Below are 14,657 nucleotides of genomic sequence, written 5' to 3'. Positions count from 1 at the left end.
CAACATTCCGCGTGAAACTCGACAGCAACAATCACGAAATCATCGCCCATACCGCCGGCAAGATGCGCAAGAACCGCATCCGCGTGCTGGCTGGCGATCGGGTCATGGTGGAAATGACTCCCTATGACCTCACCAAAGGCCGCATCACCTACCGCGCACGTTAATTTGATCCATTAACGTTTTGCGTAAAAACAAAAAGCCGCACATGTGCGGCTTTTTGTTTTTCTGGCGATTTAATAGAGCGCTAGGTTACGCCGGTTGAGCATGCTTGGCTTTTACTTCAATTACCAGCTTGTCTTCCAACGAATCCACATCAACATCAACTGTACCGCCACCTTGGGACAGTGATCCAAACAGGATCTCTTCGGCCAGCGGCTTTTTCAGCTTATCCTGAATCAAACGCGCCATTGGGCGAGCACCCATTTTCACATCGTAACCGTGGATGGCGAGCCACTCGCGTGCCTCATCGCTGATCTCCAGCGTAACGTGCTTATCATCTAACTGGGTTTGCAACTCCATCAGGAATTTATCAACCACAGTTTTGATGGTGTTGAGTGTCAACGACGCGAATTGGACGATCGCATCCAAACGGTTGCGGAACTCCGGTGTAAACATCTTCTTGATTGCTTCCATACCATCAGTGGTGTGATCCTGATGAGTGAAGCCAATTGAAGCGCGGCTCATCACCTCGGCACCTGCGTTGGTAGTCATAATCAGGATGACGTTACGGAAATCGGCTTTGCGGCCGTTGTTATCCGTCAAGCTACCGTGATCCATAACCTGCAGCAGCAAGTTAAAGACTTCTGGATGGGCTTTTTCAATTTCATCTAGCAACAACACACAGTGCGGCTGCTTGGTGATGGCGTCAGTCAGCAAACCGCCTTGGTCAAAACCAACATAGCCTGGTGGCGCACCAATCAAACGCGATACGGTATGGCGCTCCATGTACTCGGACATATCGAAGCGAATCAACTCCATCCCCATGCTCTTGGCAAGTTGACGGCAAACTTCAGTTTTACCCACACCGGTAGGACCGGCAAACAGGAAGGAACCAATTGGTTTTTCCGCTGCACCCAACCCAGCACGAGACAACTTGATTGCTGTCGCCAGCGTATCGATTGCTTCGTCTTGACCGAACACAGTCATCTTCAAATTCTGATCTAGTTTGCGCAGTTGCTCTTTATCAGATGAAGAAACACTTTTTGGCGGAATGCGCGCGATTTTTGCGACGACATTTTCCACATCAGTCACGCCGATAGTCTTCTTACGCTTGCTCGCGGTTTGCAATTGTTGATAAGCACCCGCCTCATCAATCACGTCAATTGCTTTATCCGGCAAGAAACGATCGTTGATGTAACGCTCAGCTAACTCAGCAGCAGCGCGCAACGCAGCGTCGGTGTAACGCAAGTTGTGATGTTTCTCGAAACGACTCTTCAGCCCTTTCAGGATTTGATAAGTTTCATCCACGGTCGGCTCGTTCACATCCACTTTTTGGAAGCGACGGGACAGCGCGCGATCTTTATCAAAAATGCCGCGATATTCCTGATAGGTGGTTGAACCCATGCAGCGAATTTCGCCGGATGACAATAAAGGTTTCAACAAATTGGATGCATCCATCACGCCACCGGAAGCAGCTCCTGCACCGATAATGGTGTGAATTTCATCGATAAACAAAATGGAATTTTTTTGCTTCTTCAACTCATTAAGCAAACTTTTGAAACGTTTTTCAAAGTCGCCGCGATATTTAGTGCCCGCAAGTAGTGCACCCATATCAAGCGAGTAAACAACACTATCAGCCAAGGCTTCAGGCACGTCACCGTCAACAATACGCTTCGCCAAACCTTCTGCAATAGCAGTTTTACCGACACCTGACTCACCGACAAGTAGCGGGTTGTTTTTGCGGCGACGGGATAAAATCTGGCACACACGCTCGACTTCGTATTCACGTCCGACTAAAGGATCAATACGACCTTGCATGGCCGCTTCATTTAAATTGCTGGAAAAACTCTCCAACGGACTTTGTGCTGAAGACTCGCCAGTAGTTGCATCTTCATCCTGATTCTCTTGGGGAGAATGATGATCGTGACTGTGGTCAGTGTGACCAGACACTTTGTGAATACCGTGGGTGATGTAATTCACCACATCAATGCGAGCGATGCTTTGTTGTTTGAGGTAGTAAACAGCCTGACTTTCTTGCTCGCTAAAAATAGCGACCAATACATTGGCGCCAGTCACTTCTTGTTTACCGGAAGACTGCACATGAAATACCGCACGCTGCAGCACGCGCTGAAAACCCAGCGTTGGTTGGGTTTCACGCTCGGAATCGTTTTCGGGAATGAGCGGGGTTGTGGAATCGACAAATTCGATTAGCTCTTTGCGCAAACTCATTAAGTCAGCACCGCACGCACGCAATACATTTGCAGCTGAATCGTTGTCGATAAGTGCCAGCAGCAAATGTTCCACCGTCATAAATTCGTGACGCTTGGAACGCGCACCTTTGAAAGCAAGATTTAAAGTCACTTCAAGATCTTTACTTAACATCGCGCCTACCCTCTTCTAACCAACAAATTTAAAAACTACTTACGTCTTACTACGACTCACCATCTTCAACCGCTTCGATTTCGCACAACAGCGGGTGTTGATTTTCTCTAGCATATTGATTCACTTGCGCGGCTTTAGTTTCAGCTATATCACGAGTATATATTCCACAAACCGCTTTGCCGTGAACATGGACCGTTAACATTACGTGGGTTGCCTTCTCGCGCGACATGGAAAAAAACACTTCCAATATTTCCACCACAAAATCCATCGGTGTGTAGTCGTCGTTTAACAGCATCACCTTGTACATTGGTGGCCGTTTTAGCTTCGGCTTGGAAGTTAAGACCGCAAGACCGCCGTCAAATTCATCGGGGGAATTGTCGTCGTCTTTACTTAAGGTTAGTTGAAGGTTTTGCAGATTGCCCATAGAGATTCAATACAAAGTAAAAATGATTAGTTGATCGGCAGTATTGTAACTCATCGGCATAACAAGCCCTAATGAGGCCTAATACGGATAAATGCTTGACTTTGGGTCAATTGTTGGATAAAAAAAGAGCGCAACTGCACACAAATGCGGCACTTAGTTTAAATAAAAGCATCAAGATTCACATATAACCTACTACGGTTAAGCGCACATCTCGTCCAACCCCGAGCAACTGCTGTACTTGGGACAATAATAACGACAGTGATGTTTTTCAAGGGCATCACTTGGGCAGAAGGATTCCAATCATGCCAACTGGCACCGTCAAATGGTTCAATAATGCAAAAGGTTACGGCTTTATCCTGGCGGATGAAGGTGGAGAAGACCTGTTTGCACACTATTCCGCCATTACTATGGAGGGCTACAAAACCCTCAAAGCAGGCCAACAGGTGACGTTTGAAGTTACCAAGGGCGACAAAGGTCTGCATGCGATCAATATCACCGCTCCAGCTAATGACGCTACTGAGCAGCACCTCACCCGAACGAGCGCGGCGCTCGCCTGATACCGGAGTGAACTTCCAATAAAAAAGCCCCCTGTATCGCTACAGGGGGCTTTTGGTGCTTCCTGAAACCGAAAAACTTAGTTCAGGCTTGCCAATACTGCATTAAAGGTTGCACTTGGACGAAGTGCTGCTGAAGCTTTGGCGAAATCAGGACGGTAGTAACCACCCAAATCGACCGGCTTGCCAGAAGCAGCTTTCAATTCAGCGACGATCTTGGCTTCATTTTCAGTCAAGGCTTTGGCCACCGGAGCAAATTCTGCTTGTAATGCAGCATCTTCAGTTTGCGCAGCCAAGGCTTGCGCCCAGTACAGAGCCAAGTAGAAGTGGCTGCCACGGTTGTCCAACTCACCTGCAGCACGGCCTGGTGATTTGTTCTCGTCGAGGAACTTGCCGTTGGCTTGATCCAGAGTCTTGGCGAAGACTTTGGCTTTGGCGTTGCTGGTGACATTGCCAAAGTGATCCAAAGATTCAGCCAGCGCCAGGAATTCACCCAATGAATCCCAACGCAGATGCCCTTCTTCTACGAACTGCTGAACGTGTTTAGGAGCCGAACCACCTGCACCCGTCTCAAACAAACCGCCGCCGTTCATCAATGGAACGATCGACAACATTTTGGCTGAGGTTCCCAATTCCATGATCGGGAACAAGTCGGTGAGGTAGTCACGCAACACGTTGCCGGTAACCGAAATAGTATCTTTACCTTCACGGATACGGTCAAGAGAGAACTGGGTCGCCTCTTCTGGGGTCTTGATGTAGATTTCCAGACCAGTAGTGTCGTGATCTTTCAGGTAGGTGTTTACCTTGGTGATCAATTGCGCATCGTGGGCACGTTTTGGGTCCAACCAGAACACTGCTGGTGTGCTGGAAGCGCGCGCGCGATTAACTGCAAGTTTGACCCAATCCTGGATTGGAGCATCTTTAACTTGGCAGGCACGGAAGATATCGCCCTGCTCAACGGTTTGCTCAATCAGTACTTTGCCAGCTGCATCTACTACACGCACAACACCGTCGGTTGGGATTTGGAAAGTTTTGTCGTGTGAACCGTATTCTTCTGCCGCCTGCGCCATCAAACCTACATTAGGCACACTGCCCATAGTGGTTGGATTGAATGCGCCGTTCTTTTTGCAGTCCGCGATTACCACTTGGTAAACACCGGCGTAGCAACGGTCAGGGATACAGGCTTTGGTATCTTGCAGCTTGCCTGCGGTATTCCACATTTTGCCTGAATCGCGAATCATCGCAGGCATAGAGGCATCAACAATTACGTCGCTTGGAACATGCAGGTTGGTGATGCCCTTGTCTGAATTCACCATCGCCAATTCAGGGCGAGTAGCGTAAAGCGCTTTGATATCAGCTTCGATTTCTGCTTGCTTTTCAGCAGGCAATGATTTGATTTTGGTGTACAGATCGCCAAGGCCGTTGTTCAAGTCAACTTTCAACTCTTCCAACACAGCGGCGTGCTTTTCCAATACCGGAGCGTAAAACACAGATACAAAGTGGCCGAAAATAATCGGGTCAGACACTTTCATCATGGTTGCTTTCAAATGCACAGAGAGCAGTACACCGGCTTTTTTGGCATCTTCGATTTGTTCAGCGATGTAAGAGCGCAGTGCTTTTTTGCTCAGTACTGATGCATCAACAATCTCGCCGGCCAATACTTTTACCGTTTCTTTCAGCACTTTGGTGCTGCCGTCTTTGGCAACCAATTCGATTTTCAGGTTACCAGCATCAGCGATCAGGACAGATTTTTCGCTGCCGTAGAAATCACCGTTAGACATGTGTGCAACATGGGATTGGGAGTCAGCAGCCCAAGCACCCATTTTGTGCGGGTTCTTGCGCGCGTAGTTTTTCACCGAAAGCGGTGCGCGACGGTCAGAGTTACCTTCACGCAATACCGGGTTTACCGCAGAACCTTTGATTTTGTCGTAACGCGCTTTTGCATCTTTTTCAGCATCGTTAGCTGGGTTCTCAGGGTAGTCAGGAAGCTTGTAACCCTGCGATTGCAATTCTTTGATCGCCGCCTTCAACTGGGGGATAGAAGCACTGATGTTAGGCAACTTGATGATGTTGGCTTCTGGCGTTGTTGCCAATTTGCCCAGTTCTGCCAAGTGATCGCCAATGCGTTGGGCATCGGTCAGTAATTCCGGGAAAGCGGCGATAATACGGCCAGACAGGGAGATATCGCGGGTTTCGAGGGCAATGCCGGAAGATTTGGTGAAGGCTTGAACGATGGGGAGTAAGGAATAAGTCGCTAAGGCTGGGGCTTCGTCAGTTTGGGTATAGATAATTTTTGAATCAGTCATTTTAAAGATGGCTCCATCAATTCATGCGGCTCGGCCTTGTGAGCTTTGCCATTAACATTATGAAAATTTAGAAAAAGAGCCCCGCCACAGGGAACGCCCCCTTGCCAGAGCGTCGGGGATTCTACACGGGTGCAGCTATGAATGCATGAGTTATGTTGCTTGGGCGGCAATACCAATCTCGGCTAGAATCCGCATTTTTACTGATCCAACATCGAGTTGTATAAGAGTTTATGGCTTCACTGATCCTGTTTAACAAACCTTTTGGCGTGCTTTCGCAATTCACTGATGGCGAGGGCCGCCCCACACTTAAGGACTATATCAAGGTCCCAAATGTGTATCCCGCCGGCCGTTTGGATCATGATTCGGAAGGTTTGCTGCTGCTAACCGACGACGGCGAATTGCAGCATCACATCAGCCACCCGGCCCACAAACAACCCAAAACTTACTGGGTGCAAGTCGAAGGGGCACCAAACAGTTATGCGCTCACCAAATTACGCCAAGGCGTTGAGTTAAATGATGGCATGACCCAACCTGCAGAAGTACGCCTGATCCCCACCCCCAAATTGTGGGAGCGCGTTCCACCAATCCGCGAACGTGCCAATATTCCCACCCAATGGCTGGAATTAGTAATTACCGAGGGACGCAACCGTCAGGTTCGTCGCATGACTGCCGCTGTTGGCCACCCTACCTTGCGCTTAGTACGGGTGAAAATTGGTAATTGGACGCTTGAGGGAATCGAACAAGGCAAATACAAAACTGAAACGGTGCAAACTCCCAAATCGGCAGCGGGCGGTGCGCGCAATAAAACTAGCAATCCACGTCATAAACCAGCAGGTGGAAACACGGCGAACCGCGGAAAATCATCCACCAATAAACCAACATCAGGCAATACTTCGCCGAACACCAAACCCGGTGATAAACCAACCAACAAGCCAACTAACAAACGCACAACAGATCAACGAAATAAGCGCCCAGCACAAACGCCCCCAAAACCGGCGCCAGCTAAACCTGCGGTTAAAACAGTCGTGATTCAAAAGCCGAAATCCAAACTGATTGTTGATTCTGAATAAATTTTTAGCTGCAAAAAAATAAGGCGCCCCGAAGCGCGCCTTATTTGAAAAACGACAGACCAAATTAACCGTACGAAAAAGCCAGCCCTTTCTCGCGGTACTCGCGGATACGAATTCCGTAGCTACCGTCACACAGCGCGCGCTTAATCAAATAGCCTTTATCCAAGGTTTTTTGTTCCACTTCATTCAAATTAATGACCTGCTCTTTTTCGAGCGGCTTGTTCAGATCTTTCACTGTAATGATTTTTGGTAAATGGCGATAGCGGTGATTAGACTCCAGCACTATCCCCACTAAACCATTAACCAATTCCACGATACTACCGGGAGGATAAAGCCCCACACACTTGATAAATTCCAGCGCCAAGCGCTCATCAAAATGCGTACCGCGATCCTGAAAAATACGCTTGAGCGCATCGGTACTGGGAATTGCGCGGGAATAACATCTATCCCCCGTCATCGCATCATAGGCATCAACAATACAAATAATTCGTGCGAAATCAGAAATGCCCGCCGCTTTTAATTTGCGTGGATAACCAGTGCCATCAACACGTTCATGGTGACTGTAGGCAACATCGACGGTGGAGTTAGGTACGCCGGGCGATGACATCAACAAATTGCGCCCATGTACAGTGTGCGCCTTGATCATGTTGAATTCTTTATCGGTCAGCTGTTCGCTTTTATTCAGGATCTGGGGTGGAATACGCATCTTACCCACATCATGCAGCAAGCCACACAAACCCAATTTTTCCAACTCGGCTTCACTCATTCCCAGGTGACGCCCGAAGGCAATGGCGAGGATGCAGACATTTAAACAATGTTCAGCGGTATATTCATCTTCGTTGCGCATACGCGACATCCAGATGAGCGCATCCGCATTTCGCAGAATACTGCCCACACAATCTTTCACTGTCGCTTTGGCTTGTTCGGTATTGACCACACCACCCAAGCGGACATCATCAAGCAAAGTTTTAGTTAATTTTTTTGCTTCACGAAATACGCTAAGTGCAGCAGCGTGCTCTTTTTGGGCTTCGATTTTATTGATGTAGGATTTTGATTTAGCGATTGCAGGACCAGCTACGCCACGCTCTTCAGGAGGCACCCACTCCTCGCGCACCGCATCAATCCAGATATGTTGGGAGAACTCGGCGACGGCATCTATGTCATCGAGGCTTTCAATCATAAAGCCCTGCATCAGAAACGGCGTTTCCTGCCAGTCGCGATCCAGCTTGGAGACAAACATGCCTATCTTTAGCTCAGAAATGTGGATCTTAATGGTACTGAGTTTCTTATCCACATAGCCCGGCTTAACTTCTCGCCGATCCAAAGGAACCTCACTTTACTATTTTTATTGTTACAGCAGGGGGGCTTTTTTTGTTTTGTACTCATGAATCATAGCTGCTTTTGAAACGGGTCACATGTAACAAAAAGCTATGAGGGTGAGAAGCTCTTATACTTAAAAATATGATTTTGGTGCCAATCGTTGAAATCCCAACTCACTGCTGCTTGGCTTCATCCCACAGGCGATTCATTTCATCAATCGAAGTCTCAGCCAAGGGTTGGCTGACGTTGTTTTCAATATAGTGGAACCGCTGTTCAAACTTCTGGTTAGCGATACGCAATGCCTGCTCCGGATCAATCTTCTGGTAGCGCGCAATATTTACCACCGCAAACAACAGATCACCCAACTCTTCTTCGAGCGCGGCGGCATCACCTGAGTCCAACTCAGCCTCTACTTCCATCAATTCTTCACGCACTTTGGCGATAGGGCCGTAAACGTCATCCCAGTCAAAACCAACACTGGCAGCGCGCTTTTGCAATTTGGCCGCGCGGCTGAGTGATGGCAAGTTCAGCGGGACATCGGCCAACAAACCTAATGCGCCCTTTTCTTCCCGCTCTTGCTTTTTGATTGCTTCCCAGCGCTCTTTAACATCAGAGGGCAAGGTATGGCGATTCTCTACCCGGCTATGCAAAGTACCATCGGGAAATACATGGGGATGACGACGAATAAGTTTAGCGACCAGACCGGACACTACACCGGCGAACTCAAAGCGATCTTCCTCTTTGCCCAATTGGCTGTAGAAGATGACCTGGAATAAAAGATCGCCCAATTCTTCTTTGAGGTGCACAAAATCCTGCTTCTCAATCGCATCGACAACTTCATACGCCTCTTCAAGTGTTGAAGGGGTGATGCTCGCGTAATCCTGGGTGATATCCCAAGGGCAACCGGTTTCCGGATCGCGCAGGCGCGCCATGAGATAAAGCAAATCGTCGATGGTGTATTGAGTCACAAGCGATATCCAAAAATTAATGTTTGCGCCGCGCCGAGGCAATGTTCGGCAGCTGGTTCAGTTTGGTGAGTATGCGGCTCAATTCATCGAAGCTTCGAATCTCCACTGTGACTTGCATGTCCACAGTGTTTTTGCGTTTGTCCGATAGCGTTTGCATGGCGACGATATTGATGCGCTCGGTATCCAGCAACGCAGTAATATCTTTTAACAAACCGTAGCGGTCATAAGCTTCAATAACCACATCAACCGAGTAGAAGCTTTGCGGTGTATCGCCCCACTCCACTTTGATGATGCGCTGCGGCTCGTCGGTTTGCAGCTGCAAAATATTGGCGCAATCCTGACGGTGAATGGAAACACCTTTGCCCAACGTAATGTAGCCGGTAATAGCATCGCCCGGCACCGGGCTGCAGCAATTGGCGATCTGGGTGAGCAAATTACCCACACCTTCGATATAAAAATCGGAATCTTTTTTCTGCTTGGTGGATTTCGCCCTGAACGGAATTAACGGCTGCTGCGGATCAGCGTCATCCACTTGTTTTTGCGCGGCATTCAATACTTGTCCGACACCAATATCGCTCGCACCCACTGCTGCATAGAGATCATCAAGGGTATTAAAACGCAGCTTTTTCGCCAGCTCTTCAAAATCCAAATCCAGCAGCGCAAGGCGTTTGAATTCGCGATCAAGCAACGCCTGACCTTCGGCGATATTTTTATCGCGCGCCTGCTGTTTATACCAATGCTGGATTTTCGCACGCGCTCGCGGTGTATTCACATAACCGAGCGCTGCGTTTAACCAATCGCGACTAGGCGATTCCAATTTACCGGTGAGGATTTCCACCTGATCCGCGTTGGTTAGTTGGTAGTTGAGCGGCACTATGCGGTTGTTAACCTTTGCACCGCGGCAGCGATGGCCGACATCAGTGTGAATTTTGTAGGCGAAATCGAGTGGCGTTGCGGTGCGCGGTAAATCCACCACATGGCCTTCAGGAGTAAAGACGTAGATGCGATCCTGATTAACCGAGCGCAGGTCATCTTGCAATTGCTCGGAATCGCCGCCCAGCTCTTCGTGCCATTCAAGCACTTGGCGCAACCAGGCAATTTTTTGCTCGTAGGCATCCTGGGTGGATTTAGTATCCGTGCCTTTATAAAGCCAATGTGCACAGACGCCGAATTCGGATTCCTCATGCATTTCCTGGGTGCGGATCTGGATCTCCAACACCTTGCTTTCCGGCCCCCACACAGCGGTATGCAATGAGCGATAGCCATTCTCTTTAGGCGAGGCGATGTAATCATCAAATTCATTGGGAATGTTGCGCCACAGGCTGTGCACTATGCCGAGCACCGCATAGCAATCGCGCACGCTGGGCACCAATATCCGCACGGCGCGGATGTCATACACCTGCGAGAAAGGGATCCCTTTGCGCTGCATTTTGCGCCAGATACTGTAAATGTGCTTGGCGCGTCCACCCACTGCACCTTCAATGCCGGCCTTTTTCAATTCGGTGCGCAACAGGTTGAGCAGATTGTCGATATATTCCTGACGCGCGAGACGACGCTCATCCAGCAATTTGGCGATGCGTTTATATTCATCGGGCTGAAGGTAGCGGAACGACAAATCCTCCAGTTCCCATTTGATATGCCCGATTCCCAAGCGATGGGCCAAAGGTGCGTAAATATCAGCAACCTCACGCGCGACCTGACGGCGGCGATCGGGGGATGCATTTTTTACCGAGCGAATTGCACAAGTGCGCTCGGCCAATTTGATCAGTGCAACGCGGACATCATCCACCATCGACACCAACATTTTGCGGATTTTTTCGGCCTGCTCGGTCGCTTGTGAGCCCAGCACGCGATCTTCATTTTCATTGCGCTGATAGCTGATCGCCGCCATGCGGATAACACCTTTGACCAATTTGCCAACGGTGTCGCCAAAGCGTTCTTGAATTTCTTTGAGGGTGATTTTTTGTTCGCGTACGGCGCGATAGAGAATCGCCGCCATCAACGCATCTTGATCGAGTTGCAGGTCGTTAAGAATCTCGGCCATCTCCAGCCCGATGCGGAAACAGGAGAAATCTTCGCCCCAGTTATGGTCATCTTCCGCGTGGATATCCACCAACGAGAGACTCAACTCAGCGGCACGGCGGAGTTCGGCACGACTGCTGTCAGACTGTGCATGGGCCTGGTTTAAACGATCAATCCAGGCATCGATATCAACTTGCCCATCCGCTGCGATGGGATGGTCTGCTCTGACTTTAACCATGTGTATTCGCCTTACTTATTCTTTCGCGGCGGTTCGACTTTACGCCCTAACCGCTATAAATCCATCGCTTCAGCATGTGAGCGGAGCACTCAAACTTAAGTGCATCCAAAGATGATCACTTAAGCAAAAACAGCGCCATCGACTCAACATGACCGGTGTGGGGGAACATATCCAGCACACCTACAGCATCCAATTGGTATCCAGCTTCAACCAGCAATGCAGAATCTCGCGCCAGTGTCGCTGGGTTGCAACTGACGTAGACAATCCGCTTGGGAGAAAGTTGCTTGCCTGCCACCCAACGTTGGATGCTGGCAATAATATCTTTTGCACCATCGCGGGGCGGATCGAGCAATATTGCCGCTATGTCTTGTTCTTGGTTAGCACCGCCCAAGCGCTGCAATTGAGTATGGGTCATATCTGCCAAGTTAGCGGCGATAAATTTTGCGTTGGTGATCCCCAACCGCTCGGCGTTTTCCCGCCCGCGCAGCACCATGGACTCAACCGCCTCAATGCCGATGACTTCGGCGCAATGGCGGGAAATGGGCAAGGTGAAATTGCCAATGCCACAGAACAAGTCCAGCACGCGGTCGTCCGGCTTGAGCGCCATCAATTCCAACGCCTGCGCCACCATCTGCTGATTTACTTGTGGGTTTACCTGAGTGAAGTCTTGCGGATGAAAGGCCAACTCAAGCTGTTCGAGTTGATAACCAAGGCGCGGATCACAGGCCACCTCGTTAAGGTCGGTCAGCCCAAGATTACCATTTGGCTCCAACCAAACCTTGCAACCCTGCTGCCCGGCAAGTTCGGCGAGCGCAGCAAGATCAGCTTCAACCAGTTTTTTGGTGTGGCGCAAAATAATCGCTGTATGCTGCTGACCTTTAACCAACTCGATATGGGTCACCGCTTTAGCTGACCGTAAATTCGTCAGCCACTCATGCAGCGGCGCCAGTAATGCATTCAACTCTGGCAGCAACACCATGCATTGATTTACATGGGTTATTGCATTGCTGTACTGCTGGCGAAAACCGAGGCTAACGCTGCCATCCGCTTCATACCAAACGCCCAGTCGCGCTCGACTGCGATAGCCGGTATCACCCGCGCTAATCGCCGGCAATATCCGCTTGGGCACCACCCCGCCCCATCGCTGCAATTGCTCCAGTAAGGATTGCTGCTTCATCGCCAACTGTGCAGCCGGTTGCATATGTTGCAACTGGCAACCGCCGCAATTTGCGTAGTGGGGACAAGGTGGCTCTACCCGCTCGGGCGATGCACTTATCAACTGGTCAATGCGTGCATCAATAAAACGCGGGTGATCTTCCACCAAGCGTGCAGTGACTTTTTCGCCGGTCAATGCACCGTCGATAAATAAGGTTTTGCCATCAAGATTTGCAATACCTCGACCGTCATGACTCAACCGATCAATAGTAAATTCACCCAGGCGTTTATTTGTTTGTGGCAATACTTTTTCTGCGACGCGTGCATGATTTAGCCGTGGGGCATCATCGCGTACATACACACTGCCATCAGCTTTTTTCGGCCGAGGTTTTTTACCGAGCAAGCTGCCACCTTTTTTGGGCGGATTGCCGCTTTTACCACTGCGATTGGACATCAATATTTCCGGTATTACAGAAAATAACGGCGCACATCTCCCTGCAAGGATGCGCCGTTATCCACTTATTTAAGTTGCGTATCCATCCATTGATAACGCTCGCGCTGCCAGCGAACCATCTCTTTCGCTTCAGCCTCATAACTGCCGGTGCCGCCATGTGTACCGTGCAAAATCCAACCAGCAAAATCAGTGACATCCCAAATTGTGTAATTTTTCTTTTGTTGTTTATCGAGCCAGGTTGCGCGCGCCTCGGCGTATTGGAAAATATAGTCCAATTTTCCTTCTGCTTTTAAGCTGTTCCAGCGTGCACTGACTTTGGCTTTAAATGCCGGGTCCTGAAACAAACGATCAAACCAAGTAGCGTTGCGGATATGCCAGCCGTAGGTCTTATCTACATCGTCATAACCTGCGTTACCCAAGGCCAAATCAAAATCCCACACCGGGCCAAAAAATAATTTCCCGTTGCGTTTTTTGTACAGATAAAAGCTAGCCACTGCACCATCGGGATTCTTGAATAACTCATTAATTAAAAAATAATTAATTGCAGAATCCACATCGATATAAGCCGCATAACCCAGCGCAGGATCAGCAAAATTATTGCCGAACAATACACTCTCTGTGTCGGCTATGTATTTAGCAATATAGTCGCGCTGTGCTGACCAAGCTGATTCCAGCAATGTCTCAGGAGTGTCCAAACAAAACGGATTCATACCGTGAGTTGAGTCAACACAGAATGTTTTTTGGCGATCCAGATTAACGCCATTAGAGCAAAATGATTCCCAGGTATTACCGATGCAATAATCCTTATGCATACGGAAATCCACTTCCATTAGGTAACCACCAGTGATTTTTTCTGCATCGGTGTCCGCTACTTTCAACTCGGGAATATTGACACGATCTTTAGCCACACGAATGTGTTCAACTAATTGATAAACACCCTGGTATTTACCATTAAGGTTCAACTCTACGTATTGGTTTCTAACCGTGTACTCCATACCCAGACTACGACTAAACATAAACGCGACATCGTTACGCATTAGCGTTTTATCGGCGTAATTCGCTAGCAACACCCAATGCTTGCTTGCAGGCATTCCCAACAAGCCAACAGAATCCGTCAACTTTAAGCGATAGGGTTTTTTCACCCATGACCAGGTGGAATTACCACGTCCACGAATCTCCAAAGTGCCATTAGCCGCGGTAATATTTTCACCGTTCAATGCGAATGAGCCCGTCAGGTAATTTTCCTTCGACACAATTGGCGCACTGCCAGTTGTCGTAATATTCAAAACAGGCAGAGTCTCCACAGTGCCCACCGGTAAATCCGCCGGTGTGCTTGTCGCGGAGCTTGAACTGGAACTCGCTATAACGACCGAACTGAAACTAGACCCGACACTACTGCTACTGCTACTGCTACTGCTACTTGATGAGATAATCACTGCAACAGAACTTGGAGCAACTGATGATTTCGCCGCGGAACTCTTTGAGCCCGAACCGGAGCCCCCACCACCGCCGCCACACGCCTGCAGTAACCCTAATAAAATAATAAGTGAAACACGATTGATTGCCGCCATATAAACATCCTGATTAATTATTGTTAGGAAAATC

At 49.0% G+C, this 14,657-nt stretch carries 10 protein-coding genes and 1 pseudogene; 3 read left to right on the top strand and 8 right to left on the bottom strand.

Annotated elements, in window-relative coordinates; translation table 11 throughout:
• Window positions 1-164 (top strand): translation initiation factor IF-1 (infA, locus tag AAGC78_RS16550; RefSeq protein ID WP_435785209.1); only part of this gene is annotated, 164 nt, incomplete at its 5' end.
• A gap of 85 nt (window positions 165-249) precedes the next feature.
• Here infA and clpA read toward each other — a convergent pair.
• Both clpA and clpS read right to left on the bottom strand, forming a co-directional pair.
• Window positions 250-2,541: an ATP-dependent Clp protease ATP-binding subunit ClpA gene (gene clpA, locus AAGC78_RS16545; protein ID WP_435785208.1), complete on the bottom strand. Its 2,292-nt coding sequence runs from the start codon at window positions 2,539-2,541 to the stop codon at window positions 250-252.
• A gap of 49 nt (window positions 2,542-2,590) precedes the next feature.
• Window positions 2,591-2,965 (bottom strand): ATP-dependent Clp protease adapter ClpS, encoded by a 375-nt coding sequence (gene clpS / locus AAGC78_RS16540; RefSeq protein WP_435785207.1) that lies wholly within the window; start codon window positions 2,963-2,965, stop codon window positions 2,591-2,593.
• 302 nt (window positions 2,966-3,267) lie between these two features.
• Between clpS and cspD the strand changes: the two genes are divergently transcribed.
• On the top strand, window positions 3,268-3,522 hold the full coding sequence (cspD, locus tag AAGC78_RS16535; protein ID WP_435785206.1) for a cold shock domain-containing protein CspD: 255 nt from the start codon (window positions 3,268-3,270) through the stop codon (window positions 3,520-3,522).
• A gap of 77 nt (window positions 3,523-3,599) precedes the next feature.
• Here the strand turns inward: cspD and AAGC78_RS16530 are convergent, their stop codons facing one another.
• On the bottom strand, window positions 3,600-5,825 hold the full coding sequence (locus AAGC78_RS16530; protein WP_435785205.1) for an NADP-dependent isocitrate dehydrogenase: 2,226 nt from the start codon (window positions 5,823-5,825) through the stop codon (window positions 3,600-3,602).
• A 230-nt stretch (window positions 5,826-6,055) separates the two neighbouring features.
• Between AAGC78_RS16530 and AAGC78_RS16525 the strand changes: the two are divergent.
• Window positions 6,056-6,607: pseudogene (locus AAGC78_RS16525) on the top strand (pseudouridine synthase); the annotation flags it as partial.
• A gap of 352 nt (window positions 6,608-6,959) precedes the next feature.
• Here AAGC78_RS16525 and AAGC78_RS16520 read toward each other — a convergent pair.
• The 5 genes from AAGC78_RS16520 to AAGC78_RS16500 all read right to left on the bottom strand — a co-directional run bounded on the left by AAGC78_RS16520 (window position 6,960) and on the right by AAGC78_RS16500 (window position 14,623).
• Complete coding sequence (locus tag AAGC78_RS16520) at window positions 6,960-8,189, bottom strand: HD-GYP domain-containing protein (RefSeq protein ID WP_435785204.1); 1,230 nt, start codon at window positions 8,187-8,189, stop codon at window positions 6,960-6,962.
• A gap of 199 nt (window positions 8,190-8,388) precedes the next feature.
• A complete protein-coding gene (mazG, locus tag AAGC78_RS16515) occupies window positions 8,389-9,183 on the bottom strand; it encodes a nucleoside triphosphate pyrophosphohydrolase (protein ID WP_435785203.1) in 795 nt (264 codons plus the stop codon).
• Between the two features lie 16 nt (window positions 9,184-9,199).
• Complete coding sequence (gene relA / locus AAGC78_RS16510) at window positions 9,200-11,443, bottom strand: GTP diphosphokinase (RefSeq protein WP_435785202.1); 2,244 nt, start codon at window positions 11,441-11,443, stop codon at window positions 9,200-9,202.
• 115 nt (window positions 11,444-11,558) lie between these two features.
• On the bottom strand, window positions 11,559-13,052 hold the full coding sequence (gene rlmD / locus AAGC78_RS16505; protein WP_435785201.1) for a 23S rRNA (uracil(1939)-C(5))-methyltransferase RlmD: 1,494 nt from the start codon (window positions 13,050-13,052) through the stop codon (window positions 11,559-11,561).
• A 65-nt stretch (window positions 13,053-13,117) separates the two neighbouring features.
• A complete protein-coding gene (locus AAGC78_RS16500; protein WP_435785200.1) occupies window positions 13,118-14,623 on the bottom strand; it encodes a CotH kinase family protein in 1,506 nt (501 codons plus the stop codon).
• Window positions 14,624-14,657 lie beyond the last annotated feature (34 nt).

This window comes from Cellvibrio sp., assembly GCF_039207905.1.
Taxonomy (GTDB): domain Bacteria; phylum Pseudomonadota; class Gammaproteobacteria; order Pseudomonadales; family Cellvibrionaceae; genus Cellvibrio.
Note: the sequence above shows the minus strand (reverse complement) of the source record. Positions and strands in the feature narration are given on the sequence as shown.

What these genes read in the sequence shown, in the direction of transcription:
- clpA (WP_435785208.1), bottom strand. Translation starts at nt 2,541, where the DNA reads ATGTTAAGTAAAGATCTTGAAGTGACTTTAAATCTTGCTTTCAAAGGT.
- clpS (WP_435785207.1), bottom strand. Translation starts at nt 2,965, where the DNA reads ATGGGCAATCTGCAAAACCTTCAACTAACCTTAAGTAAAGACGACGAC.
- cspD (WP_435785206.1), top strand. Translation starts at nt 3,268, where the DNA reads ATGCCAACTGGCACCGTCAAATGGTTCAATAATGCAAAAGGTTACGGC.
- AAGC78_RS16530 (WP_435785205.1), bottom strand. Translation starts at nt 5,825, where the DNA reads ATGACTGATTCAAAAATTATCTATACCCAAACTGACGAAGCCCCAGCC.
- relA (WP_435785202.1), bottom strand. Translation starts at nt 11,443, where the DNA reads ATGGTTAAAGTCAGAGCAGACCATCCCATCGCAGCGGATGGGCAAGTT.
- rlmD (WP_435785201.1), bottom strand. Translation starts at nt 13,052, where the DNA reads ATGTCCAATCGCAGTGGTAAAAGCGGCAATCCGCCCAAAAAAGGTGGC.
- AAGC78_RS16500 (WP_435785200.1), bottom strand. Translation starts at nt 14,623, where the DNA reads ATGGCGGCAATCAATCGTGTTTCACTTATTATTTTATTAGGGTTACTG.